Annotated in this window: 22 protein-coding genes and 1 tRNA gene; 15 read left to right on the forward strand and 8 right to left on the reverse strand. The window is 63.7% G+C overall.

The window, feature by feature from the left end:
• Nucleotides 1-174 precede the first annotated feature (174 nt).
• A complete protein-coding gene (locus XI03_RS11865; RefSeq protein ID WP_271592249.1) occupies nucleotides 175-699 on the reverse strand; it encodes a Dps family protein in 525 nt (174 codons plus the stop codon).
• A gap of 114 nt (nucleotides 700-813) precedes the next feature.
• Here XI03_RS11865 and XI03_RS11870 point away from each other — a divergent pair, with 114 nt between their 5' ends.
• Together XI03_RS11870 and XI03_RS11875 are read left to right on the forward strand one after the other, a co-directional pair.
• Nucleotides 814-1,515, forward strand: a complete 702-nt coding sequence (locus XI03_RS11870; protein ID WP_028140496.1) for a class I SAM-dependent methyltransferase — start codon at nucleotides 814-816, stop codon at nucleotides 1,513-1,515.
• Nucleotides 1,516-1,569: 54 nt separating this feature from the next.
• A tRNA-OTHER gene (locus XI03_RS11875) sits at nucleotides 1,570-1,645 on the forward strand.
• A gap of 111 nt (nucleotides 1,646-1,756) precedes the next feature.
• Here XI03_RS11875 and XI03_RS11880 read toward each other — a convergent pair.
• Nucleotides 1,757-2,128: an ArsR/SmtB family transcription factor gene (locus XI03_RS11880; RefSeq protein WP_038971098.1), complete on the reverse strand. Its 372-nt coding sequence runs from the start codon at nucleotides 2,126-2,128 to the stop codon at nucleotides 1,757-1,759.
• Nucleotides 2,129-2,241: 113 nt separating this feature from the next.
• Here XI03_RS11880 and XI03_RS11885 point away from each other — a divergent pair, with 113 nt between their 5' ends.
• The 3 genes from XI03_RS11885 to greA all read left to right on the forward strand — a co-directional run bounded on the left by XI03_RS11885 (nucleotide 2,242) and on the right by greA (nucleotide 7,715).
• Nucleotides 2,242-3,411 (forward strand): MFS transporter, encoded by a 1,170-nt coding sequence (locus XI03_RS11885; RefSeq protein ID WP_028140498.1) that lies wholly within the window; start codon nucleotides 2,242-2,244, stop codon nucleotides 3,409-3,411.
• A 142-nt stretch (nucleotides 3,412-3,553) separates the two neighbouring features.
• Nucleotides 3,554-7,018 carry a carbamoyl-phosphate synthase large subunit gene (gene carB, locus XI03_RS11890; RefSeq protein ID WP_028140499.1) on the forward strand — a complete coding sequence of 1,155 codons (3,465 nt, stop codon included), beginning with the start codon at nucleotides 3,554-3,556 and terminating at the stop codon, nucleotides 7,016-7,018.
• 223 nt (nucleotides 7,019-7,241) lie between these two features.
• Nucleotides 7,242-7,715, forward strand: coding sequence for a transcription elongation factor GreA (gene greA / locus XI03_RS11895; protein WP_007596674.1), 474 nt, complete (start codon nucleotides 7,242-7,244; stop codon nucleotides 7,713-7,715).
• Nucleotides 7,716-7,880: 165 nt separating this feature from the next.
• Here the strand turns inward: greA and XI03_RS11900 are convergent, their stop codons facing one another.
• The gene (locus tag XI03_RS11900; RefSeq protein ID WP_026201989.1) at nucleotides 7,881-8,360 is read right to left on the reverse strand and encodes an Lrp/AsnC family transcriptional regulator; all 480 of its coding nucleotides are present in this window, start codon (nucleotides 8,358-8,360) and stop codon (nucleotides 7,881-7,883) included.
• A gap of 266 nt (nucleotides 8,361-8,626) precedes the next feature.
• On the opposite strand from XI03_RS11900, the gene trxB reads away from it, so the two are divergent.
• The 5 genes from trxB to XI03_RS11925 all read left to right on the forward strand — a co-directional run bounded on the left by trxB (nucleotide 8,627) and on the right by XI03_RS11925 (nucleotide 12,500).
• Nucleotides 8,627-9,592 carry a thioredoxin-disulfide reductase gene (gene trxB / locus XI03_RS11905; protein ID WP_038971099.1) on the forward strand — a complete coding sequence of 322 codons (966 nt, stop codon included), beginning with the start codon at nucleotides 8,627-8,629 and terminating at the stop codon, nucleotides 9,590-9,592.
• Between the two features lie 5 nt (nucleotides 9,593-9,597).
• Nucleotides 9,598-10,521 carry a LysR family transcriptional regulator gene (locus XI03_RS11910; RefSeq protein ID WP_026201990.1) on the forward strand — a complete coding sequence of 308 codons (924 nt, stop codon included), beginning with the start codon at nucleotides 9,598-9,600 and terminating at the stop codon, nucleotides 10,519-10,521.
• Nucleotides 10,522-10,980: 459 nt separating this feature from the next.
• Nucleotides 10,981-11,889: a 4-hydroxy-tetrahydrodipicolinate synthase gene (gene dapA / locus XI03_RS11915; protein ID WP_028140501.1), complete on the forward strand. Its 909-nt coding sequence runs from the start codon at nucleotides 10,981-10,983 to the stop codon at nucleotides 11,887-11,889.
• Nucleotides 11,890-12,055: 166 nt separating this feature from the next.
• Complete coding sequence (locus XI03_RS11920; protein WP_271592250.1) at nucleotides 12,056-12,202, forward strand: hypothetical protein; 147 nt, start codon at nucleotides 12,056-12,058, stop codon at nucleotides 12,200-12,202.
• A 133-nt stretch (nucleotides 12,203-12,335) separates the two neighbouring features.
• Entirely contained in the window at nucleotides 12,336-12,500 is a 165-nt protein-coding gene (locus XI03_RS11925) for a hypothetical protein (RefSeq protein WP_131233054.1), read from the forward strand.
• Between the two features lie 79 nt (nucleotides 12,501-12,579).
• On the opposite strand, the gene XI03_RS11930 is transcribed toward XI03_RS11925, so the two are convergent.
• Together XI03_RS11930 and XI03_RS11935 are read right to left on the reverse strand one after the other, a co-directional pair.
• A complete protein-coding gene (locus XI03_RS11930; protein ID WP_038948136.1) occupies nucleotides 12,580-13,257 on the reverse strand; it encodes a ParA family protein in 678 nt (225 codons plus the stop codon).
• Nucleotides 13,258-13,638: 381 nt separating this feature from the next.
• Nucleotides 13,639-13,983: a hypothetical protein gene (locus XI03_RS11935; protein WP_271592251.1), complete on the reverse strand. Its 345-nt coding sequence runs from the start codon at nucleotides 13,981-13,983 to the stop codon at nucleotides 13,639-13,641.
• A gap of 428 nt (nucleotides 13,984-14,411) precedes the next feature.
• On the opposite strand from XI03_RS11935, the gene XI03_RS11940 reads away from it, so the two are divergent.
• Both XI03_RS11940 and XI03_RS11945 read left to right on the forward strand, forming a co-directional pair.
• Nucleotides 14,412-15,578 (forward strand): CaiB/BaiF CoA transferase family protein, encoded by a 1,167-nt coding sequence (locus XI03_RS11940; RefSeq protein WP_271592252.1) that lies wholly within the window; start codon nucleotides 14,412-14,414, stop codon nucleotides 15,576-15,578.
• Nucleotides 15,579-15,580: 2 nt separating this feature from the next.
• Nucleotides 15,581-16,501, forward strand: a complete 921-nt coding sequence (locus XI03_RS11945) for an HpcH/HpaI aldolase/citrate lyase family protein (RefSeq protein ID WP_271592253.1) — start codon at nucleotides 15,581-15,583, stop codon at nucleotides 16,499-16,501.
• A 280-nt stretch (nucleotides 16,502-16,781) separates the two neighbouring features.
• Here the strand turns inward: XI03_RS11945 and XI03_RS11950 are convergent, their stop codons facing one another.
• Entirely contained in the window at nucleotides 16,782-17,921 is a 1,140-nt protein-coding gene (locus XI03_RS11950) for a helix-turn-helix transcriptional regulator (RefSeq protein ID WP_271592254.1), read from the reverse strand.
• 310 nt (nucleotides 17,922-18,231) lie between these two features.
• On the opposite strand from XI03_RS11950, the gene XI03_RS11955 reads away from it, so the two are divergent.
• Nucleotides 18,232-19,170 carry an AEC family transporter gene (locus XI03_RS11955; RefSeq protein WP_271592255.1) on the forward strand — a complete coding sequence of 313 codons (939 nt, stop codon included), beginning with the start codon at nucleotides 18,232-18,234 and terminating at the stop codon, nucleotides 19,168-19,170.
• An 84-nt stretch (nucleotides 19,171-19,254) separates the two neighbouring features.
• Complete coding sequence (locus tag XI03_RS11960; RefSeq protein ID WP_028140507.1) at nucleotides 19,255-19,659, forward strand: nuclear transport factor 2 family protein; 405 nt, start codon at nucleotides 19,255-19,257, stop codon at nucleotides 19,657-19,659.
• A 35-nt stretch (nucleotides 19,660-19,694) separates the two neighbouring features.
• Here the strand turns inward: XI03_RS11960 and tenA are convergent, their stop codons facing one another.
• Entirely contained in the window at nucleotides 19,695-20,378 is a 684-nt protein-coding gene (gene tenA, locus XI03_RS11965) for a thiaminase II (RefSeq protein ID WP_028140508.1), read from the reverse strand.
• Nucleotides 20,379-20,811: 433 nt separating this feature from the next.
• A complete protein-coding gene (locus XI03_RS11970; RefSeq protein ID WP_028140509.1) occupies nucleotides 20,812-21,249 on the reverse strand; it encodes a hypothetical protein in 438 nt (145 codons plus the stop codon).
• A 391-nt stretch (nucleotides 21,250-21,640) separates the two neighbouring features.
• Between XI03_RS11970 and XI03_RS11975 the strand changes: the two genes are divergently transcribed.
• Nucleotides 21,641-22,855: a tyrosine-type recombinase/integrase gene (locus XI03_RS11975; RefSeq protein ID WP_271592256.1), complete on the forward strand. Its 1,215-nt coding sequence runs from the start codon at nucleotides 21,641-21,643 to the stop codon at nucleotides 22,853-22,855.
• Nucleotides 22,856-23,621 lie beyond the last annotated feature (766 nt).

Here is a 23,621-nt window from a genome sequence, read left to right on the forward strand (position 1 = left end):
GCCACCCGGGCTGGGCCATTCCTCACGGAACCAGGCCATTCTAATCCGGCGCGCTAATACAAGGGTGGGCAAAGCGAAGCGTGCCCACCATCCGATTCGAGCCATAATGAGATCGTGGGCACGGCGCGCGAGAGCGCGCCTTTGCCCACCCTACGAACGCTACGGCAGTTCGCCCTACGCCTCGTTGCCGCCTTCCTGCCGCGTGGCCTCGAACAGGAACCACGTCCGGCGCTCGGTCTCGTCGATGAACACTTCCAAAATGCTGGCGCTGGCGACATCGCCGGCGTCGTCGCAGACGTCGTGCGCTTTGCGCATCGCGGCCGCGACGTGCTTGTTGTCCTGCATCAGTTCGCGCAGCATCTCGCGCGGCGGGACGTAGTCCTCGTTGTTGTCCTTGATGGTCTGGAGCTTTGCGACCTGGCCGATCGACTTCAGCGTGGTGCCGCCGATCTTGCGGACGCGCTCGGCGAGCTGGTCGGTGGCGGCGAAGATCTGGTCGGACTGCTCGTCGAGCAGCAGATGATAGTCGCGGAAGTGGCGGCCGCTGATGTGCCAATGGAAATTCTTGGTCTTCAGATACAGCGCGAAGGCGTCGGCCAGAAGTACGTTGAGCGCCTCCGAGACCTTCTTGACCCCGTCGGGCGACAGGTCGGTGGGGGTATCGAGATCGGGCGAGACCTTGTTGTTGGTTTTGCTCACGGGAAGCCTTCCTGTTAGGACGCGGACATTGACGGCGCGCCGTCGCACCCCTAACGCAAGGCGGGCAGCGCCGGTTCCTTGACGGGAACCGTTTGGCCGGGACCTTCGAATACCATGGACGATTGGATCGATTATTACGACTCGACGCATACGATCTATGTCAGCAAGCTGCATCGCGACTTGCACTTCCAGATCATCGCGCGGGACATCATCGGCTACATCTCCTCGCCGGACGCAACGGTGCTGGACTATGCCTGCGGCGAGGCGCTGTCGGCGAGCCAGGTGGCTGGTAGCTGCGGCAAGCTGATCCTCGCCGAGCCCGCGCCGGGCGTGCGCGGCCGGCTGATCGCGCGGTTTGCCCCGAACACCAAGATCCGCGTCCGCTCGCTCGACGATGTCCGCAAGATGCAGGACCAGTCGATCGACCTCGTCGTGATGAACTCGGTCGCGCAATACATGGCGCCGGAGGAGCTCGACGCCGCGCTCCTCACCATCCGCCGTATCCTGAAGCCCTCCGGCAAGCTGGTGCTGGGGGACATCCTCCAGCCCAATGTCGGCATGGTCAGGGACGTCATGGCGCTGCTCGGCTTCGGCCTGCGCCACGGTTTCTTGAAGGACGCGCTGGTCGGGCTCATCAGCACCGCGCTGTCCGATTACCGACATCTGCGCACGCGCATCGGGCTCCAGCGCTACAGCGAGGAGGAGATCACCGCCAAGCTGAGAGCGGCCGGGTTCGCGGTCCAGCGCGCCCACACCAATATCGGCCATAATCGCTGGCGCATGACCTTCGTCGCGCGGCCGCCTCTGGTTCGTTAAGCATAACAATTAGCCGTTGTAGCTTGTCGCACTGCAATCGGTAATGATCGCCGTGGCCCGGTGGCGGAAGCGTCTACGCGAGGGCGGTGCAACGCTCTACATCCTGGTTCAAATCCAGGCCGGGTCTCCACGCTTCGCCTTCGGGCTACGCGTGGCGCAGCCACGCTTGACCCGAAGGGGCGAAGCGTGTCCGGCGTAGCTGGAGCGCAGCGGAAGCGTAGACGGACTGCCCGCGCAAACCTCAACCCGCCTCCACCACTTCACACTCAGCCATCAGCTGAAGCCGCTCGGCATCCTTGGCGGCAGAGCTGATCACCGCATCGAGCAGGCCGGGAAAACGCGCGTCCAGATCCTCACGGCGCAGCCGCATGAAGCGGTTGGTGCCGGCCACGCGCGTCTGCATCACGCCGCATTCGCGCAGCTTGGCGAAGTGATAGGCGAGGTTGGACTTGCCCGCGAGCCCGTTGAAGTCGCCGCAGCGGAGCTCGCTGCTGACACGTTCCTGCTGGGCGAGCTGGTAGACGATGGCGAGCCGGATCGGATCGCTGAGGCAATCCAGCACCATCGGCAATTCGATTTGCTCGCGGGTCGGGTGGAGAGGTGTGCGGCTCATGACCCGGGAATCATAGCGAAGCGGCCGCAATGTTCAATAGTTCTTGAACCAATTGACTTACAAACCACCATATCCAATAGTTCAATAAACGTTGAACATAGGGATATCGTCCAATGAGCGTATTCTGGCTGGCCCTGGCGGCCTTTGCGATCGGCACCGAAGGCTTTGTCATCGCGGGTCTTTTGCCCGGCATCGCCGCCGATTTGCAGATTTCGGTCTCCGCCGCCGGCCAATTGGTCACGGCCTACGCCCTCACCTATGCCGTGGGCTCGCCGATCCTGGCCGTCGCGCTGAACAATATCGACCGCCGAACCGTGCTGGCCCTGGCGCTGGCGACCTTCATCGCCGGAAATCTCGCCGCGATGGTGGCTTCCAGCTACGCCCTGCTGCTGGCTTCGCGGATGCTGATGGCGCTGGGCTCCGGGCTTTGCATGCCGACGGCGCTCGCGGTGTCCGTGGCGGTCGCCTCGCCCGAACGGCGCGGCCGAGCGGTGGCGCTGGTCACGTCGGGCCTGACGGTCGCGACTGTCATTGGCGTTCCCCTCGGCAACCTCGTCGGCAGCCTCCTCGGCTGGCGCGCGACCTTTGCGATGGTCGCCATGATAGGCACCGTCGCGCTCGCCGGTCTGCTGCTCGGCCTGCCCCGCGGCCTGCCGCGCAACACGGCCTCGCTCGGCGAACGGCTGGCGGTGGCGCGTCACAGCAATGTCCTGGTCGCGCTTGTGATCACGATCCTATGGGCGCTCGGCGGCTTCACCGTGTTCACCTATTTCGCGGTTCCGCTGCGCGGCCTCGGCTTCGATGCGTCGCAAATCAGCCTTGCATTGCTGGTGTTTGGCGGCGCGGCCGCGATCGGGAACATGTTCGGCGGCTTACTTGCCGACCGGCTCGGTACGCTCGCCACCGTGGGCCTCGGCCTCGCCGGCATGGCAGCTGCGCTGATCCTTCACTCGGTGGTCCTGAAGCTGATGCCGGGCCAGGCGCACTATGCGGTGCTGGGCACGATCTTCCTCTGGGGCATCTCGGGCTGGGCATTCTACCCGGCCCAGGTCTCCAGCATCATCCGGATCGAGCCGCAGGCCTCGATGATCGCGCTCTCGCTCAACGCCTCCGCCATGTATCTCGGCTTCGCCATCGGCGGGGCATTGGGCGGGGCGGTGCTGGCGACCCTCTCGCCGAACGACCTCGGCTGGATCGGTGGAATGAGCGTTGCGGCCTCACTTCTGGTGCATCTCGCCCGTGGCTGGCAGGCCAGGCCAAAACCCGTCAAAATTGCCGGTTGATGGGCGTTTTTCGGGGTTTCGCCGCCCCGGAATCTGGTCTAAGACCCACCCGCGCGCGAGGGAGACCACCGCGCTCTCGGCCAAAGGGACGCGCAGGAGCGCGCCCTTTTTTTGTGCCCAAATTCCAGTCCGGCGAGAGTTGATGCCCAAACGTACAGACATCACCACCATCCTGATCATCGGCGCAGGTCCCATCGTGATCGGCCAGGCCTGCGAGTTCGACTATTCGGGCACCCAGGCGGTGAAGACGCTGAAGGAAGAGGGCTATCGCATCGTCCTCGTCAATTCCAACCCGGCCACCATCATGACCGATCCGGAATTGGCCGATGCGACCTATATCGAGCCGATCACGCCCGAGATCGTCGCCAAGATCATCGAGAAAGAACGTCACGTCATTCCCGGCGGCTTCGCCCTGCTGCCGACCATGGGTGGACAGACCGCGCTGAACTGCGCGCTGTCGCTGCGCCAGCAGGGCACGCTGGAGAAGTTCGACGTCGAGATGATCGGCGCCACCGCCGACGCGATCGACAAGGCCGAGGATCGCCAGCTGTTCCGCGAGGCCATGACCAAGATCGGTCTCGAGACGCCGAAGTCGCGGCTCGCCAATGCCTCCGCCCTGAAGAAGTCCTTCCGCGACAAGCGTCAGGCTGAACGCGAAAAGCTCTCGGGCGCGGCCCTCGAAGAGCACGATCGGCAGTGGACGCTGGGCGAAAGCGACCGCCGCAAGCGCTATCAGGAATATGCGCTGGGCCAGGCCATGATGGCGCTGTCCGAGATCGGCCTGCCCGCGATCATCCGCCCCTCCTTCACCATGGGCGGCACCGGCGGCGGCATCGCCTACAACAAGGAAGAGTTCCTCGACATCATCGAGCGCGGCTTAGACGCGTCTCCCACCAACGAAGTGCTGATCGAAGAATCCGTGCTCGGCTGGAAAGAGTACGAGATGGAGGTGGTGCGCGACAAGAAGGACAATTGCATCATCGTCTGCTCGATCGAGAACCTCGATCCGATGGGCGTGCACACCGGCGATTCCATCACGGTGGCGCCGGCCCTGACGCTGACCGACAAGGAATACCAGATCATGCGCGACGCCTCGCTGGCGGTGCTGCGCGAGATCGGCGTCGAGACCGGCGGCTCCAACGTGCAGTTCGGCGTCAATCCCGAGGACGGCCGCATGGTCGTTATCGAGATGAACCCGCGCGTGTCGCGCTCCTCCGCTCTGGCTTCGAAGGCCACCGGCTTTCCGATCGCCAAGGTCGCAGCCAAGCTCGCGGTCGGCTACACGCTCGACGAGATCGCCAACGACATCACCGGCGGCGCCACGCCGGCCTCGTTCGAGCCGACCATCGACTATGTCGTCACCAAGGTGCCGCGCTTCGCCTTCGAGAAATTCCCCGGCGCCTCCACCACGCTGACCACGTCGATGAAGTCGGTCGGCGAAGTCATGGCGATCGGCCGCACCTTCCAGGAAAGCCTCCAGAAGGCGCTGCGCGGGCTCGAGACCGGACTGACCGGCCTCGACGAGATCGAGATCGAAGGTCTCGGCCGCGACGACGACAAGAATGCGATCCGCGCCGCGCTCGGCACGCCGACGCCGAACCGGCTGCTCCAGGTCGCCCAGGCGATGCGGCTCGGCTGGTCGAACGAGGAGATCTTCAACTCCTGCAAGATCGACCCGTGGTTCCTCAGCGAGATGCGCGGCATCGTCGACATGGAGGAGAAGGTCCGCAAGAACGGCCTGCCGGGCAATGCCTTCGGCATGCGCACGCTCAAGGCCATGGGCTTCTCCGATGCGCGGCTGGCGGTGCTCGCCGAGACGACGGAAGCCGAGGTCACCGCGAAGCGCCACGCGCTCGACGTTCGCCCGGTGTACAAGCGCATCGACACCTGCGCGGCCGAATTCGCCTCGCCGACCGCCTATATGTATTCGACCTATGAGGCGTTGTTCGCCGGCGCACCGGCGGACGAGAGCACGCCATCCGACAAGAAGAAGGTCATCATTCTCGGCGGCGGACCGAACCGCATCGGCCAGGGCATCGAGTTCGACTATTGCTGCTGTCACGCCTGCTTCGCGCTGCACGATGCCGGCTACGAATCCATCATGGTCAACTGCAACCCGGAGACGGTGTCGACCGACTACGACACCGCCGACCGGCTCTATTTCGAGCCGCTCACTGCCGAGGACGTGCTGGAGATCATCGCCAAGGAGCGCACGAATGGCACGCTGCACGGCGTGATCGTGCAGTTCGGCGGCCAGACCCCGCTGAAGCTCGCGCGCGCCCTGGAAGCCGCCGAAGTGCCGATCCTCGGCACCTCGCCTGATGCCATCGACCTTGCCGAAGACCGCGACCGCTTCAAGCGCGTGCTCGACAAGCTCCGTCTCAAGCAGCCGAAGAACGGCATCGCCTATTCGGTCGAGCAGGCAAGGCTCGTCTCCGCCGATCTCGGCCTGCCGCTTGTGGTGCGCCCGTCCTACGTGCTCGGCGGCCGCGCGATGCAGATCATCCGTGAGGAGAACCAGCTCAACGATTATCTGCTCGGCACGCTGCCGGAGCTGGTGCCGGCCGACGTCAAGGCACGCTATCCGAACGACAAGACCGGGCAGATCAACACCGTGCTCGGCAAGAACCCGCTGCTGTTCGACCGCTATCTCTCGGACGCAATCGAGATCGACGTCGACTGCCTCTGCGACGGCAAGGACACCTTCATCGTCGGCATCATGGAGCACATCGAGGAAGCCGGCATCCATTCCGGCGACAGCGCCTGCTCGCTACCGGCGCATTCGCTCGAGCCTGAGATGATCGAGGAGCTGGAGCGGCAGACCCGCGAGCTCGCGCTCGGCCTCGACGTCGTCGGCCTGATGAACGTGCAATACGCCATCAAGGACGGCGAGATCTACGTGCTCGAGGTCAATCCGCGCGCCTCGCGCACCGTGCCCTTCGTCGCCAAGGTGGTCGGAACGCCGGTCGCGAAGATCGCCGCGCGCATCATGGCCGGCGAGAAGCTCGCCGATTTCAAGCTGAAGAAGGCAAAGCTCAAGCACGTCGGCGTCAAGGAATCGGTATTCCCGTTCGCGCGCTTCCCCGGCGTCGACACGGTGCTCGGCCCCGAGATGCGCTCGACCGGCGAGGTCATGGGCATCGACCGCAATTTCGAGGTCGCCTTCGCTAAGAGCCAGCTCGGCGGCGGCACGCGAGTACCGCGCAAGGGCACGGTGTTCGTCTCGGTGCGCGAGAGCGACAAGACGCGCATCGCCGAGGCGGTCCGCGAACTGCATTCGCTCGGCTTCAAGGTGTTGGCGACCTCGGGCACCCAGCGCTTCCTGACCGACCAGGGCATCCCGACCGAGAAGGTGAACAAGGTGCTGGAGGGCCGGCCGCACATCGTCGACGCCATTACCAATGGCGACGTCCAGCTCGTCTTCAACACCACCGAAGGCCCGCAGGCGCTCGCCGACAGCCGTTCGCTGCGGCGCGCGGCCCTCTTGCATAAAGTGCCGTATTACACCACTCTTTCCGGGGCCGTGGCGGCCGCGCAGGGCATCCGCGCCTATCTCGGCGGGGACCTTGAGGTTCGTACCCTGCAGAGCTACTTTTCGGAAACCTGATCGCGAGCGGACGGCCGAGCCTTAAGGGTTAAGCCATCCGTTAAGTGATTGGCAATGAAGCCACAATGGCCGGAGGAACTGTCCGGCCATGGTGGTTGTTCTGTTCCGGCGCCAGCCCACATAACGTTCCGGTGGCCGCGTGTTCAGGGCCGGGAATACCGACGAATCAAGGTTGCCGCGCCCGGCTGTTGTGGGGACGCGGAGCCGAAGGACGAGAGAAGAGATGGAAAAGGTTCCGATGACAGCGGGCGGCTTTGCCGCGCTCGGGGAAGAATTGAAGAAGCGCCAGTCCGAGGACCGTCCGCGCATCATCGAGCACATCGCGGAGGCGCGCTCGCACGGAGACCTGTCGGAGAACGCGGAATATCATGCCGCGAAGGAAGAGCAGTCCCACAATGAAGGCCGCATCGCCGAGCTCGAGGACAAGCTCGCGCGCGCCGACATCATCGACATCTCGAAACTGTCCGGCGACACCATCAAGTTCGGCGCCACCGTGACCTTGGTCGACGAGGACACCGAGAAGAAGACGGTGTGGCAGATCGTCGGCGAGGTCGAGGCCGACGCCAAGAAGGGCCGCATCTCCATCACCTCGCCGCTCGCCCGCGCGCTGATCGGCAAGAAGAAGGGTTCGACCGTCGAGGTCAACGCACCCGGCGGCGCCAAGGCGTATGAAATTACCAAGGTGGAATGGCGGTAAGAATTTGCCGCCCGCGCTGAGACGTTTCAAAAGGCCGCGCATCGCGCGGCCTTTTTGTTTCGGCGTGTTGCTTGTGTGGGTGGAGCACGCTCTCTCACCGCTGGTCGTTGCGAGCGCAGCCCGCACCTCAATCAGGATGACGGGACTGGCAGGACCTTGGAGCGGCTACCGCCTCCCCTTCACGTCCAGCGGCACCGCCGCCTCGTATTTCGAATTATGCAGCACCAGCGATGTCCGCACATTGCGCACGTGGGGCGCGGCGGTCAGATGCGTGACGAAATCCTGGAAGGTCGCCATGTCGGGGGCGACGCATTTGAGGATGAAATCGACCTCGCCCGACAGCATCCAGCACTCCCGCACCAGGGGCTCGGCGCGGACGAACTCCTCGAAGGCGCGTAAGTCCGCCTCGGCCTGGCTGGACAGGTGCACGGCGGCGAATACGGTGACGTCGAAGCCGAGCTTGCGGGCGTCCAGCAGGCCGCGATAGCCGTGGATATAGCCCTCCTCCTCCAGCGCCCGGACGCGGCGCAGGCAGGGCGGCGGCGAGATGCCGACCCGCTTGGCCAGCTCGACATTCGTGATTCGACCGTCAGCCTGAATCTCGGAGAGAATTTTCAGGTCGATGTCGTCTAGGTTCCGCGACACTTGATTGGAACTCCTGGCCTTTGCGGCTGTATTGGTGGGTTTGCCGCAATCCTCATAGCCCAGTCCGCGCGGCTAGCGCAATTTTATTGCGCGTGCACCGCAATCGACTTTTGTTCCTTGTTGGAAAAATCCGCCGATAGGCAATGCAATTCTTGCATAGCTCACCAGAAGGCTTAGATTAGCTCTGATATTTCAGCGCCTCCGCGAGGCCTCCCGGCACGTTCCGCTCCCGCGCTGTGAATCCCCCGTGAAAGGCGTCCGTCAATATGTCCGCCCCTGTCCATGCAAAGGTCGTCATTATCGGCTCCGGCCCCGCCGGCTACACGGCGGCGATCTACGCCGCGCGCGCGATGCTCGAGCCGATCCTGATTCAGGGCATCCAGCCGGGTGGCCAGCTCACCATCACCACCGACGTCGAGAACTATCCGGGCTTCGCCGACGTGATCCAGGGCCCCTGGCTGATGGAGCAGATGGAGAAGCAGGCGGTCCATGTCGGCACCAAGATCGTCTCCGACCTTGTGATCAAGCTCGACAGCTCGCAGCGGCCGTTCCGCCTCACCTGCGACTCCGGCGACGTCTATCTCGCCGACGCCGTGATCCTCGCCACCGGCGCGCAAGCGCGCTGGCTCGGGTTGCCGTCCGAAGTAAAGTTCCAGGGCGGCGGCGTGTCGGCATGCGCCACCTGCGACGGCTTCTTCTACCGCAACAAGGAGGTCGTGGTGGTCGGCGGCGGCAATACCGCGGTCGAGGAAGCTCTGTACCTCACCAACCATGCCTCGCAGGTCACCATCGTGCATCGCCGCGACCATTTCCGCGCCGAGCGCATCCTGCAGGAACGTCTGTTCAAGCACCCCAAGATCAAGGTGATCTGGGACAGCGCCGTCGACGAGATCTGCGGCACCGAGAACCCGAACAAGGTCACCCATGTGCGCCTGAAGAACGTCAAGTCCGGCGCGCTGACGGACGTGAAGACCGACGGTGTCTTCATCGCCATCGGCCACGCGCCGGCGACCGAGCTCGTGAAAGACCAGATCAAGCTCAAACCGTCGGGCTATGTCGAGGTCGCCCCGAACTCGACCGCGACATCGGTGCCCGGCTTGTTCGCCGCCGGCGACGTCGCCGACGAAACCTATCGCCAGGCCGTCACGGCCGCCGGCCTCGGCTGCATGGCAGCTCTCGAAGCCGAACGTTTCTTGGCCCTGCGCGCCAGCGAGCGCGCGGCAGCGGAATAAAGATCATGCCCCGAACACGCGACGGATTTACAGATATGGACTGGGACAAGCTGAAGGTGTTTCACGCAGCGGCGGAAGCTGGCAGCTTCACGCATGCGGGCGAGCAGCTCGGCCTGTCGCAATCGGCGGTGTCGCGCCAGGTCTCGGCGCTGGAGCAGGAGCTTTCGGTCTCGCTGTTCCACCGCCATGCCCGCGGCCTGATCCTCACAGAGCAGGGCGATTTGCTGTTCCGCACCGCGCATGACGTGTTCATGCAGCTCCAGGCGGCGCGCGCCAAGCTGACCGACAGCCGCGAGCGGCCGAGCGGCGACCTCAAGATCACCACCACCCCCGGCGTCGGCATCAACTGGCTGATCCCGCGGCTCGGCGAGTTCACCGCGCTCTATCCGGAAATCCGGATCTCGCTGATCGTCACCGACGAGGAGCTCGACCTGTCGATGCGCGAGGCCGACGTCGCGATCCGCACCCGCAAGCCGACGCAGCCGGATCTCATCCAGCGCAAGCTGTTCGCGATGGGCTTCCACGCCTACTGCTCGCCGGAATACATCAAGCGCTTCGGCACGCCGCGCACGCTGGAGGAGCTCGACTCCCACCGCATCATCACGCTCTCGGACGGCAACTTCGCGCCGCATTTGCAGAACCGCAACTGGCTGGTCGAAGCCGGCCGCAACGGCTCGGGTCCGCGCGAAGCCTATTTCAGGGTCAACAACATCCTCGGCCTGGTGCGCGCCTGTCAGCAGGGCCTCGGCATCGCGGCGCTGCCCGACTACCTCGTCGAGGAACAGAGCAAACTCGTGCAGCTGTTCGGCGAGTCGGATTCGATCCAGCTCGATACGTACTTTGTCTATCCCGAGGAGTTGAAGACGGTCGCGCGCGTGCAGGTGTTCCGCGACTTCGTGGTGAGCAAGGCGCAGCGCTGGCCTTCCTGATTTCCGCATGACTGACATGCGGCCTCGGCTGTTGCTGCATGGCGCTCGTCAAGCTCATACTGCTTGCACGCTGAGCCTTCGCGTTGCGCATTTGTCCCCCTCCTCCAGTGGCGCGGGAGTTCAGTAATCCCTCTTGGAAGGTGATTGTGTCGGCCTCACGTGGCCAATACCTTAAGCCGGGCTCATTCGAGCCCGGCTTTTTTTCGGTCAAATCGGCTTTCGCCTTCCGCGTGTATTGACAGTTCCAGGCATACCCCGCATCATTTGCAGATGATCACGAAGTCGTGCGCAATCTCGTCGAAGGCGATCGCCTCGAAAAAAGGCCCCCATTTGGGGACCTCGGAGTTTTGCGCGCGCTAGACCGGCTTCGTCATCGCTGCAATCCCGAAAACCCCGCCGCCTGGACGGGGTTTTTTCATGTGCCCTCCGTCTCAGGTTTCCCGAGAAGGAGATGGAAACATGACCGGACTTGAAGATCATTTGCACGGGCTGTGGCTGCCGCTGGTGACGCCGTTTCAGGGCGGCGCGCTCGACGAGCGATCGCTGCGGCGGCTGACGCGACATTACAGCGCGCAAGGCATCGACGGCTTCATCCTGGGGGCGACCTCCGGTGAAGGCATGACGTTGCGCGAGGCCGAGCTCGAACGCCTCGTCGCCATCGTGCGCGACGAGATGGCGGCGGGCCGGCGCACCTTGCCGATCTGCCTCGGACTGTCAGGCGCGGACACCGCGCGGCTGAAGGACCGTCTCGACGAGACCGCGGACTGGCCGATCGACGGTTATCTGATCGCAAGCCCTTACTATGTGCGCCCCTCGCAGCGCGGCCTCTTGGCGCATTTCGAGACGCTCGCCGATCACGCCGCCTGGCCGATTGCGCTCTACAACATTCCCTATCGCACCTCGGTGAACATCACCAACCAGACCATGCTGCGGCTCGCCGAGCATCCGAACATCGTAGGCTTGAAGGATTGCGGCGCGAGCCGCGAGCAATCGATCGCGCTGCTGCGCGACCGTCCGAAGGATTTTCGTGTGCTCACCGGCGAGGACGCCAACTATTTCGAGGCGCTCGTCGACGGCGCCGACGGCGGCATCGTGCTGTCCGCCCATGTCGAGACCGCGACCTTTGCGGCGGTGTATGCGGAAGCGAAGCGCGGCAACCACGACGCGGCGCTGGCGCGCTGGCACGAGGTCGCCGATCTGACGCAGCTGCTGTTCACCGAGCCGAGCCCGGCGCCGGCAAAGTATTGGCTGTGGCGGTGCGGCCTGATCGACAGCCCCGAAGTACGCCTGCCGATGGTGGAAGTAAGCAGCGAACTCGCCGCCGCGATCGATCGCGAGATCGAGCGACGGACGAAGGTCGCGGCGTAGTATCGTTTACCCTCCCCTGGAGGGCCCCTCCAGGGGAGGGTAAGAGCGCCGCCCGTGGTTAACATCACCCCAACGGCCTTCGCGCCCGCCGCATGGCGCATCCACCGCTCGTTTACCCATCCGTCCCTATCGTTGCTCTCCAGGAACTTCCAGAGGGGGAATGACCATGGGACATCGCACCCGGCCTACGGCCGCGAGCCAATACGCGCCGGCCGATCTTTTGCAGGGAATTCTCATCGTTTCGTCGTTCGGGTTCTGGGCAGTGATGCTCGGCCTGATGCCGGTGCTGCTGTATCGGATCTGGCTCGCCTGAAGGCGGCACGTCGCGCGGATGGTTAAGCGGCCGTCACAAATGCGCTCAAAATGCGCAGCGGTTTGCAAGCCGGAATCTTAAAACATCCCACGTATCGTTCACGCCCATAAGCGAAGAAATCGCGGGGGCGTTTATGAATAGTCATAATGAGATGGCGTCGTATTTCGGCGCCGGACAGGAGAAGCTGTCCACCGAGCAGAGCTTTACCACCGAGGACATTCTCTGGGCCGCCGGCATCTGGTCGGTGATCCTGACCATGTCGCCGGTCATCGTGTTCTACATGCTGATGGTGGCGTAGCTCTCCTTCAGCAGATCCCGAAAACGCAAAACGCGCGGACGTTCCCGCGCGTTTTTCGTCCGGGGAATGATTTAAAGAATTAAGCAGCCTGCTTGTGCATTGCGCCGGACGCCGACGCCGTGCCGCGAATGGCCTTGACTGAACGCTCGATCGCCGCCCACAGCCTTGCGATTTCCTGAGCCGCACGGCTCTCGGCCTGATATTCCCGCGCGCCCTCGCCGTGGCTTAGCGCCATCAGCAGGTCCGAACGGTTGGTGATCTGGCCGCCCCACACCGGAGCCCGGAATTTGGCCAGCGCTTCGCGGGCGATGGTGACGATCGGGCTTTCGGCTTCGTCGCGCTTGGCCGGTGCACCGTTGAGCACGACCGCATAGGGCTTGCGCGCGGCGCGGCACATCTGGATGGTTTCCTGCACCGCGTTGACGTCGAACACGCCGGGACGCGCCGGAATGACCACCATCGTCGCGTTCTTGATCGCGTCGTCGACCACGGCCGAGAGGTTCGGCGGCGTGTCGATCAACACCCATTCATAACCGTCGCGCCTGGCAGCGGAGACGATGCCGCTGACGGAGTTCACGGCCGCCTTGATCGGCGGCTCGTTGGTGCCACGCAGCTTGTGCCACAGCGTGAGCGAGCCCTGCGGGTCCGCGTCCACGAGCATGACCTGCTTGCTCGCCTTGATCTGCGCGGCGAGATGCGCGGCTAGGGTACTCTTGCCCGAGCCGCCTTTACGCGATGCAAAAACAATAACGTTCATACCTTCGGCCTCCAGATTGACCCCAGGCCGCGAAAATGAATCACCGCGCTGATTCGTGAAAGAAAAATTTATCGGGGGTTGCGTTACCGCCACGAAATAACAAGGCGTGTTGGCTTTTGAGTCACACTGCGTCGCAGGACGAGAGACCAACTGCAGCGAAACGCCGCCCGCGCGAGCATCTGTGCGTTCTTTGAGCAGCCGAGCGGGACCAGGCGGAATGCAACCCTCCCGCGCAAACCCTTATCCGACTCTTTTCCATCGCGCGTTCGTAATTGCCGCAGGCATCAGCGCGGCCTGCGCGAACAAAAGGAGTCCGCTCGCTGGCGCGGAGCTGATGCCGGGCATGACGAAGGTTTCAGAAGGAACGCGGCTGTCCCGCGCTCAGCTGTCGCTGGTCTTTTTCTTCTTCGCCGCCGGCTTGGTGCTCTTCTTCGCGGTTTTGGGCGCGATGTTGGTCGGCTTGCCGGCGCGGGCCTCGCCCGGCTCGGGTCCGGGCCGGAAGAACACCCGGCATTGCGGCGAGAGCTGCGCCTTCTTCTTGATCATGCAGGCGGTGATGGCGTCGACGTTCGGAACGAACTCGCCGCACAGCCGCATCGCATCCGGCGTGCAGGCCTGCTGCTCCTCCGGGGTGTAGGCGAAGCCGGTGCCGGGCTGGACCAGCACCGCCAGGGCCATCCCGAGGGTTGCAGCAGCCAAGGATGTCTTGAAGCGAAACGCCGGCATCGATCCCCCCAACATGTCGAGTCGGAGGGAATAGTGGGTGAACGGCGGTTCGTTGGCAACGAGGGCAGATGCGAAAGGTCGGACCTGTGCGGTCTTGGCAACAGGATGGGGCAGACTTCCGCTAGCTGTCCACGACGTCATGGCCGGGCATGTTGTTTAGCCCGGGCATGACGACCACATGGAGGCGCGGGGGATGACAGCTGTGCGCGAGGAAAGAGTGCTCCGCCCCACAAAAAACGCGAAAACAACCCCATGCACAGTAGCCAAGCCGCGGCAATCGTTACGCATTTCACGACTTAGGATTTAACGAAGCCGAATTTGACTCGTCGGGCAAAACGGGAGCATGATGTCATCATCAAAAAGATGCGCGTGGGTGGTCGGCCTGTCTCCTGCGCTGGTCGGAAAGCGCACGAAAGGAAGCGATCGCAATGGAAGGGAATGAAGCGGATCTGCCGCTGTCCGGTGTCACGGTGGTCTCGCTCGAGCAGGCGATCGCAGCGCCGCTGGCCAGCCGGCACCTCGCCGACTGGGGCGCGCGGGTGATCAAGATCGAGCGGCCGGGCACTGGGGATTTCTGCCGGGACTACGACCACGTGATGAACGGCATGTCGAGCCAGTTCGTCTGGACCAACCGCTCCAAGGAAAGCCTCGCCATCGACATCAAGAGCGAGGACGGCCGCAAGGTGCTCGACGCCCTGCTGCCGCAGGCCGATGTGTTCATCCAGAACCTGGCGCCCGGCGCTGCCGAGCGGCTCGGCCTCGATGCCGCATCGCTTCTGCGCAGACATCCGCGCATCATCGCCTGCGACGTGTCGGGCTATGGCACTGGCGGCCCCTACAGCGACAAGAAGGCCTATGATCTGCTGGTCCAGTGCGAGGCCGGGGTTCTCGCCATCAACGGCACCGAGGCGGAGCCGGCCAAGGTCGGGCTGTCGGTGGTCGATATCGCCACCGGCATGTACATCCTCAACGGCGTGCTGATGGCGCTGTATCGCCGCGAGCGGACCGGCAAGGGCACCGCCTTCCAGGCCTCGCTGTTCGATTCCATCACGGACTGGATGAGCTATCCCGCCTTCTACACGCAAAGCACGGGACGGCCGTTGCCGCGAACCGGGGCCAGGCACGCGACGATCGCGCCCTATGGCCCGTTCCGGGTCGGCGACGGCAACACCATCTTCTTCGGCATCCAGAACGATCGCGAATGGCGCTCGCTGTGCCGCATCGTGCTCGGCGACGCCGGCTTCGCCGACGACCTGCGCTTCCGCACCAATCCGCTGCGCATGCAGAACCGCGACGATCTGCAGGCGCATATCGAGCAGCGCTTTGCCGCGATGACCAGCGAGGAGGTGCTGCGCCTGCTGGATGAGGCCGCGATCGCCAACGCGCATCTGAATTCGGTCGAGGCATTTCTGGAGCATGAGCAGCTCCGCGCGCGCTCGCGGGTGCAGAGCGTCGGCTCGCCGTGCGGGCCGGTCATGAGCTTCCTGCCCGCGCTCACCATTCCAGGCGTCGAGCCGCGGATGGATCCGGTGCCGGATGTGGGACAGCACAATCAAGCCATCCTCAGCGAACTCGGTCTGGCGAAGGACATTTGACGATGGCACAACGGCCAACGCGGGCCTACCTCGCCGTCCCCGCGCATCGCTCCCGTCTCGTCGCCAAGGCAGCGGCCTCGGCTGCGGACGCGGTGTTCATGGATCTCGAAGACGCGGTGCCGCCATCGGAGAAAAGCCTCGCACTGGAGGAAGCCGTCCGCTCCCTCTCCTCGCTCGACTGGGGCAACAAGCGCGTCACGGTGAGGATCAACGCCGCCGACAGCCGCTTCATCGCGCAGGAGATCCGCGCGCTGGCGACGCTTCCCCGGCTGGATGCGGTGATCGTGCCGAAGGCGGAGCGCGCCGGCGACATCGTTGCGATCGCCGATCAGCTGCGCGCCGCCGCGCCGGATCGCGCTTCGCCGGTCGCGCTGGAATTGCTGATCGAGACTGCGCTCGGTCTCGTCAATGTCGACACGCTCGCCGCATGTCACGACAGCGTCGCCGCGCTGCATCTCGGCGTCGGCGATTTCGCGGCGTCGATCGGCGCCCGCTCCTCCGACATCGGCGTGTCGCCGGATGGCTACCGCCATGTCGGATCGGCGCAAAGCGGCTATGCCTCTGCCCCGCTCGACCTGTTCGCCTACCCGATGATGCGCCTTCTGGTCGCCGCCCGCGCGTGCGGCCTCATCGCCATCGACGGCCCCTGCGGCGCGTTCCGCGATGCCACGCTGACCGAAAGCGCTGCGCAAAAGGCCGCGGCGATGGGTTTTGACGGCAAGCAGGTCATTCACCCCGACCAGATCGAACCGACGCTGCGCGCGTTCATGCCGTCGGAGCAGGAGCTGGCCCAGGCGCGGCGGATCGTCGAAGCGATGGAGCAGGCGGAGGCGCAAGGCCAGGGCGCGGTGACTCTCGACGGCAAGATGATCGACTACGCCAATGTGCGGATGGCGCGCCGGATCATCGCCCTGGGGTCGTAGCGGCGCTTACGAGCCATTCCCGACGCCCCCTTCGAGCAGGGCTATCGCATATGCTTCGCGGGGACATCGGAGCAAGCGCCTCGTCCTTCGAGACGCCCGCTTCGCGGTCTCCTCAGGATGAGGCTAGGCGGCAATCGAACCCGTTGAAACCAGCGCAGGGCACTCGGTCCTCATCCTGAGAGCCCGCCAACGGCGGGCGTCTCGAAGGATGGCCACGGCGAAATCACTCTCATATGGTGGGTGCACCAGGATGCAAGACCGGTGCTACAAGGCCGGTGACTCAAGGCCCTCGCAGCACGAGCCGGCCGAGCAGCGCCGCGAGCTCGCTTTGCCTGGATATGCCGAGCTTCTGAAATACGCGCTTCAGCACATTGCGCGCCGTGTCTTCGGCAATCCCGAGCCGGCCCGCAGCTTGTTTCGGCGGAACGCCCGAGCCCACCAGCGAGGCGATCCTGGCCTCCCCGAGCGTCAAGCCCAGGATGTCCCGCACGATGGCGGGATCCGGAGGCTCGGCAGATTTCTGCTCGATCGCGAGCACGATCGCTCGCGTGCGGGTCAGAAAATGGCCGTCTGAAAGTGCGCCGGCAGTGATCGGGAGCAGGTAGATGACGAAACGCCTGCCTGTTGCGCTCGACTCGACGAGAATGGGTCTCGGCTCGGCCAGCAGATCGCGCGCCTCGGCGCGAAGCGTTTGCGTCATGGCGGCCTCGAACGGCGCGCGGCTCGCCACCATGCGAACACGCAGACGATCGTTCACGAGGTCGAACACCTCGCCGAGAAGGCTCTCCCCAACCGGATTGGCGAACAGCACACGCGCCGACGAGTCCAGCGCGAACACGCCGATGCCGATCCGCGCGAGGGCGTCGCCAAGGCCCAGATTGGCCAGTTCGGTATCAAGCAGCCTGATCGACAGCCGCAACGATTTCTCAGCATGGCGCCCGAGCGTCGCTATCAGGTCCAGCTCGGCGTCGGAGAACTGCGGCCTGGCGAAGGCTCGCTGCACGCTGAGAGCCACGATGATCCGGGGGTCGGGTGACACCCCGATCGATCCGAACCAGCCCAAACCGTGCCTTGCAAGGAATTCCCTGCTGAACGGATGGTTGAGGTAGGCGTCGTCGATCGGGCCGATGTGTCGATCGGTAAAGGGCTCGCCGCTGACGTAAAGGCCGGCCGAGATGCAACGTTCGGCCTTGAAATCGTGCTGCGCCCAACGCGTCCCATAGTCGGTGAGCGCCGGCGCGAGGCTTTCGGAGGCGATGGCTCCGAAGGCCCCGTCGTCCCTTCGCCATTGCAGGATCGCGCCGGCGTCATCGAAGCAGCCTGCGATCTTGCCAAGAGCGGATGGCCAGAGTGACGGGCTCGCTGCTGTATCGTAGATCGCTTCGACGGCAGCGAGAAGATGGTCGGCGGCAAGGGGCATGGGATCCAAATCGATCAGAGAATGCATTCAGGTTACACGAGATTGCCTTCAAGCAATTGCCGCCCGGCCGCTTTCCCGGGACTTCTACCGGATTTCTACGTGAGAGATCGGTTACGGGGGCGGTGCACAAATTGTCTTTGGTCTGCCTTGCGGCTAACGTGGGCTCTGCGGTGCGGGCGTTCTTGTGGACTATCACCGTCATCAAGCACTGCCACCGTCATCAGGGGCGGTGACGCTGGAAGGCAAGATGATCGACTATGCCAATGGGCGGATGGCACGCCGGATCATCGGACTGGGGTCGTAGCGGCGCATGGCCACGCTATTGATCGTCGCGCCGGTGTTTGCGCTGATCGCGGCCGGCTATGCCGCGGTGCTGTTTCGCTTCGTCTCCGAGGCCGCGCACAAGGGCATCAGCGAATTCGCCTTCAGCATCGCGATCCCAGCGCTGCTGTTCCGCACCATCGTCGTCTCGGAATTCCCCGACGTCAGCCCGTACCGGATGTGGGGCGTCTATTATGGTGCGCTCGCGCTCATCTGGATCGCGGCGCTTATGATATCGGCGCTGCTCCGCGCGCGGCGCGAAGATCGCGAGGACGGCGTCGTGTTCGCGATCGGCTCGGTCTACGGCAACATCGTGATGCTCGGCATTCCCCTGACGCTCTCGGCGCTCGGCAACGAGGCTGCAGGGCCGATGGCCCTGATCCTGTCGGTGAACACGCCGCTGCTCTGGCTCTGCGGCATCCTGCAAATGGAGCTGGTCAACCGCAAGCGGACCGGCTCGGCCCTGTCAGTCATCTGGCCCGTGCTCACAGACCTCGCCCGCAACCCCTTGATGCTCGCGATCGGTTTCGGCGTGATCTGGCGTTTTACGGGCCTCGGCCTCACCCCTGTCGTCGACCGCACCATCGAGCTCCTGGCGCAGGCGGGATCGCCGACAGCCCTGATCGCGCTCGGCATCAACCTGTTCCGCTTCGAGGTGAAAGGCGAGAAGCTGAGCATCTTGGTGATGTGCGCGCTCAAGCTGGCGGCGATGCCGGCGGCGGCGTTCGCCCTGGCAAAGCTGCTCGACCTGCCCCCGATAGCCACCGGTGTCGTCGTGCTGTTCGCGGCAATGCCGACCGGCGCGAATGCGTACATCTTCGCGGTGCAGTATCAGCGGCTGGTGAACCCGGTGTCGGGCGCGGTGGCGCTGGGCACGCTGCTGGCGGCGGTGACGCTGCCGGTGGTGGTGTGGGTGGTGGCGCGCTGAGCACGCGCAGCATCGTCTCGAAGATTTTGCCTTTACACGCGAAGGTTGCTAGGCTGCCCTGATACGTGTTGCAGGGAGGGTGACATGGCACAGCGCGAAGACATGCTCGCATTGATCAGGACCGCCTACGCCGCGCGCGGCGACGGCGACGTCGAAGGCCTGGTGGCGGCTTTTCATCCCGACGGCCACTTCACCTTGATGGGCGACAAGGGTGCGCTCGAACTGACGGGACGCATGGAGGGGCACCCGACCCTGCGCGGGGCTTTCACTCAGTTCACTGCCACCTTCGGCTTCGAAAGCCGCGAGATCCTGGCTGAGCTGGTCGACGGGGATCGCGTTGCAGTCCATTCCCGGGTTCTCGTTCGATACAATCCGAGCGGAAAGACTTTCAGCACCGAGATCCTGGACCTGTTCAGATTTCAGGATGGCAAGATCGCCGAGCTGATCGAGTTTGCGGACACGGCGCAGATCAAGGCGATGATTGCGTGAGGCGGGATGCAGCTCCGTAGGAGTTTCGCGCACTGTCACCGTAACTCGGCAACACGCTGGCCCTCGCGCCAGGCCATCTCCCAGAAGTCTGCCTCGAGCCGGGTGGCTTCCTTGAAGATCGCAGTCAGCTCGGCCTCGCGGGCCGGCGTGGCGTAGAGATCGGCGAGATGGTCGAGGTGCGCACGGGCTTTGGCAGCGACCTCCTGGTACGGCACGCCGGCGTACTCCGCGATCCAGACGCGATAGGCGTTCGTCGCAGCGTCCGCATGGGGTCGCGAGGCGAGCCGCGTTGCGATCTCGGCGTACCCGATCACGCAGGGGGCAAGCGCCACCTTGAGTGCCAGCAGATCGCCGCGCATTCCAGCGTCGAGCACGTAGCGTGTATAGGCCAGCATCTCGGCCGCCGGAGGGGCCTGTTCAAGATCGGCCGGGGATAGGCCCCAATCGGCACAGAGCTTCACATGCAGGTTCATCTCGACATCGAGGATGGCCGACAGGCCGGCCGCTGCTTCACGCATGTCGGCAAGCCTGGGCGACTTGTAGACCGCGAGCGCGTAGGCGCGAGCAAACTCGATGAGGAACAGGTAATCCTGAACGAGGTAGTGACGAAACGCAGCTTCAGAGAGCGAGCCGTCCGCCAATCCGTTCGTAAAGGGATGTTCGGTGTAGGCCCGCCACTCAACGGATGCTTCTGTCTTGAGACGCTCGAAGAAACTCACGATGGTTTTTGCCTGGCTTGTTGGTCCTTGAACGTCTTTGGTTCACTACCGATAGCGCATTGCGGAACGAGGAGCTACGGTGACGGCGGACAGAATTGGCTTTGAACAGCGTTGCGGATGGGGCACTCCCCGCGTCGAGGGTTTGGTGCACTGTCCGCGCAAACGTCTTTCGTGCACCCTCACCGCAATTCCCTGCTTGCGTTACGGCTGCGGCACCCATGCGTTCAGGCGGAAACTATCGCCCGGCGAATGCATGAAAATATCGCTCCGAATTACGGTGACAGTGCGCTTAACTGACAATGAAAGTTCTTCCGTCTTTGCCGCGGCTCGACCAGTGCTTACTCCGTTGCATGAGCAGTACTCGCGGCACTTCATTTTCCGGGAACGTTGAAAATATATCGCAAGGGACGCTACTGAAAGAGCAACACAATCGTTAGACGTCTGGCGCGACACGCGCGCGCGAGAACCACTGGCGGGCGTCGCTGCGAAAGAGCAGCACCACGGCGACTACCAACAATAGATATCCGATGTGAAAGAGGATCGCCGCAACAGCGTTGAGCCGGAAACGTTCGTCGAAGTCGATGATGACGCTCGGAATTCCGATAATGACCATGACGAGACTGATCCAGCGAGCCCAATTCTGTCGCTTTCGCGCAATCAGCCAAATCCAAAGCGACTGCCCTAAGATGGAGCAAAGGAACATGATCGGATAGCCGATTGGATACAGGCTGTAGTACTTGGCGAGGCTGGCGGGATTCGCAGCAGCCGACCCCAAGCCCGTGACAAGCGCCGCACCAGCCAGGCGCTCGTACCAAATGACACTATCCGGGCGGCTCGCGCCCCCTACTTTCTCCGAAGCTCCACCAATCATGCACCACCCCGACGACCAACGAGCCTCGGCCCAATGCGAAGACGATAGAGCGCTCAGTCCCAATCCGAGAAGCCGGTTGAGACGCATGCACGTTCAATCTTTGATTAAAGTGACTTGGCTTCAGGAGAGCTGCTGATCTCAGACCGTTCGACAAGCTGGATGGCTGACGTGGAGGCGCTGGTACAGTTGGGTGGGCTCGAACCACCGACCTCCTGTTCCACAGACAGAATAGTGGCGCCGCCGCATTTGCGACCCGCTACGCGGGACCACTAATTTCACAACAATTTCAGTATAATATTTCGCCGGCTCCACGCTGTCGTTCGCTCCGCTTTATGTTGTCGTGGTAGCTAGGTGGTAGCTACTGGTAGCTTGGAGCACGAAAGGGCCTCGCATGTCATCGGCAAGTATCACGATCAGAGTTGTGCAGGCGCTGGCCCCAGGGGAAGCCATCTGGGATGCGGGCCATAAGGAGGCGGTGCGGGGCTTTGGCGTGCGGCGCCAGCGCGATCAAGCGACCTACGTCCTCAAGTACCGGTTGTTTGGCCGCCAGCGGTTCTTTACGATCGGTCGGCACGGGTCACCCTGGACGCCAGAGAAGGCGCGCCGGGAAGCCAAGAGATTGCTGGGACTTGTTGCGGATGGGAAGGACCCGGCAGATATCAAAGCGGAGGCCAACCTTCAGGCAGCCGACACACTCCGCAAGATCGCCGGCGAATACCTCAGCATCGCGAAGAAGAAGCAGCGGCCCCGGACGTATTCGGAGGTCGAACGGTACTTGCTGGTCGCCTGGAAGCCCCTGCACTCAGTTTCCGTGTTCAAGATCACAAGGCGCCAAATTGCTGCGCGAGTCGCCGATATCGCAGAGCAGCAAGGGGCCGTCTCAGCCGCACGCGCTCGGACCGCGCTATCCACGATGTTCCACTGGGCCATTCGAGAGGGGCTCGATATTCCGGCTAACCCTGTGCTTGGCACCAATCGTCCCGAGCAGCCGAAATCCCGAGAGCGGGTATTGTCCGACAAAGAGCTGGCCGAGATTTGGAAGGCATGCGGCGATGACGACCACGGACGTATAGTACGCTTGCTGATCCTAACCGCTCAGCGGCGCGATGAAGTCGGCGGCATGAGATGGCCAGAGCTAAATACCGTAGCCGGCCGTTGGACTCTGCCCAGCGCTCGGACCAAGAACCATCGCGAGCACGTGCTGCCGCTCGTCCCAACTGCCTTGGCTCTGCTACCGCCTCGGCGAAATGATTGCGACTGGGTCTTCGGTAATGGTGCTCGCCGAAAAGGTGATGAAAATCGAGGGTTCTCTGGCTGGTCCAAATCGAAGGCCGCGCTGGACGCACGCATTTCGGCTTGGAGGGGAGTGGATGAGGATGCCAAGCCCCTGCCCCACTGGACCGTGCATGATCTTCGTCGCACGGCCGCGACTGTGATGGCGGATCGCTTAGGCGTCCTGCCGCACATCGTTGAAGCGATTTTGAACCACGTGAGCGGCCACCGCGCCGGCGTAGCTGGGGTGTACAATCGGGCCCGTTACGAAGCAGAAATGCGAGACGCGCTGGAACGCTGGACCGAACATCTAACTCAGATCACAGCCGTTTGAGCTACGCTTGGATCGGCAGTTTTGAACGTGCGTCGCCGGCCAAACTAGGAAGCGTTCGCGCGCCTCGCGCCGACGCTGGCGCCGACTGCGCCGCCACCCCCCGTTCGATCGGCTGCAGTAGCCGACGCAACGGCACATCCGCCTTCTTTGTTCGCGCTGCCAGTATTCGCTCATCAGCGCCAGGCCGCGCCTCCATAAATTCCAGCGCGGTCCGGCCCCTAGGGGTGATCTTCCACCCGCCGTTTTCGCGCTCCAGGAGTTGTTGCGAAAAGATGTCGACGTTCGGAACCCCGGCAGCCAGGGGAGGACCGAATTCTTGGTCAGACAATGGACCGGAAGGCCGGCCTTTGCAACGGCCTATTCAACTGGTCCTGCTTGTGACCTCGCTGGAATTGCGCGTCGCATCGTTGGCGACACGACGGAGTGGTTTAAGGCCCGAACCCGTATCTTTACTCATGCGGTTGCCGACCTGCCGCGGAAGGATCCGTCGGCGCAACAGGTCATCGGCAGGCTTTTTGCCGCGGCTTTTGGCCGCGAGCAGCAGTCCTCGCCGGCGTCGTCGCGCTCGCAGGAACACTCGACGGTCGCCACCAAGAGTCCCAACAGCTTGATGCGCCTGAGCTCGCGGCAGCACAGGCACAGGGGGTGGTCGTCAAGACTGTTCTCGACGCTGCGACCGAGCTCCTCGACGTGGGCGGAGCCTCTCTCAGCCCCGAGAAGCTCGCGATGGAGCGGCATTGGCGAAACGCGTGCGTGATGACGCAAG

The organism is Bradyrhizobium sp. CCBAU 65884 (assembly GCF_028128835.1).
Lineage (GTDB): Bacteria > Pseudomonadota > Alphaproteobacteria > Rhizobiales > Xanthobacteraceae > Bradyrhizobium > Bradyrhizobium ottawaense.

Excerpts from the sequence above, each read along its gene's own strand:
- XI03_RS11970 (WP_028140509.1), bottom strand. The coding sequence starts at position 21,249 with ATGATTGGTGGAGCTTCGGAGAAAGTAGGGGGCGCGAGCCGCCCGGAT.
- XI03_RS11925 (WP_131233054.1), top strand. The coding sequence starts at position 12,336 with ATGAATAGTCATAATGAGATGGCGTCGTATTTCGGCGCCGGACAGGAG.
- dapA (WP_028140501.1), top strand. The coding sequence starts at position 10,981 with ATGACCGGACTTGAAGATCATTTGCACGGGCTGTGGCTGCCGCTGGTG.
- XI03_RS11885 (WP_028140498.1), top strand. The coding sequence starts at position 2,242 with ATGAGCGTATTCTGGCTGGCCCTGGCGGCCTTTGCGATCGGCACCGAA.
- XI03_RS11880 (WP_038971098.1), bottom strand. The coding sequence starts at position 2,128 with ATGAGCCGCACACCTCTCCACCCGACCCGCGAGCAAATCGAATTGCCG.
- XI03_RS11935 (WP_271592251.1), bottom strand. The coding sequence starts at position 13,983 with ATGCCGGCGTTTCGCTTCAAGACATCCTTGGCTGCTGCAACCCTCGGG.
- XI03_RS11950 (WP_271592254.1), bottom strand. The coding sequence starts at position 17,921 with ATGCCCCTTGCCGCCGACCATCTTCTCGCTGCCGTCGAAGCGATCTAC.
- XI03_RS11930 (WP_038948136.1), bottom strand. The coding sequence starts at position 13,257 with ATGAACGTTATTGTTTTTGCATCGCGTAAAGGCGGCTCGGGCAAGAGT.
- XI03_RS11920 (WP_271592250.1), top strand. The coding sequence starts at position 12,056 with ATGGGACATCGCACCCGGCCTACGGCCGCGAGCCAATACGCGCCGGCC.
- XI03_RS11870 (WP_028140496.1), top strand. The coding sequence starts at position 814 with ATGGACGATTGGATCGATTATTACGACTCGACGCATACGATCTATGTC.
- XI03_RS11940 (WP_271592252.1), top strand. The coding sequence starts at position 14,412 with ATGGAAGGGAATGAAGCGGATCTGCCGCTGTCCGGTGTCACGGTGGTC.
- XI03_RS11975 (WP_271592256.1), top strand. The coding sequence starts at position 21,641 with ATGTCATCGGCAAGTATCACGATCAGAGTTGTGCAGGCGCTGGCCCCA.
- XI03_RS11910 (WP_026201990.1), top strand. The coding sequence starts at position 9,598 with ATGCCCCGAACACGCGACGGATTTACAGATATGGACTGGGACAAGCTG.
- trxB (WP_038971099.1), top strand. The coding sequence starts at position 8,627 with ATGTCCGCCCCTGTCCATGCAAAGGTCGTCATTATCGGCTCCGGCCCC.
- XI03_RS11960 (WP_028140507.1), top strand. The coding sequence starts at position 19,255 with ATGGCACAGCGCGAAGACATGCTCGCATTGATCAGGACCGCCTACGCC.
- XI03_RS11955 (WP_271592255.1), top strand. The coding sequence starts at position 18,232 with ATGGCCACGCTATTGATCGTCGCGCCGGTGTTTGCGCTGATCGCGGCC.
- greA (WP_007596674.1), top strand. The coding sequence starts at position 7,242 with ATGGAAAAGGTTCCGATGACAGCGGGCGGCTTTGCCGCGCTCGGGGAA.
- XI03_RS11945 (WP_271592253.1), top strand. The coding sequence starts at position 15,581 with ATGGCACAACGGCCAACGCGGGCCTACCTCGCCGTCCCCGCGCATCGC.
- carB (WP_028140499.1), top strand. The coding sequence starts at position 3,554 with ATGCCCAAACGTACAGACATCACCACCATCCTGATCATCGGCGCAGGT.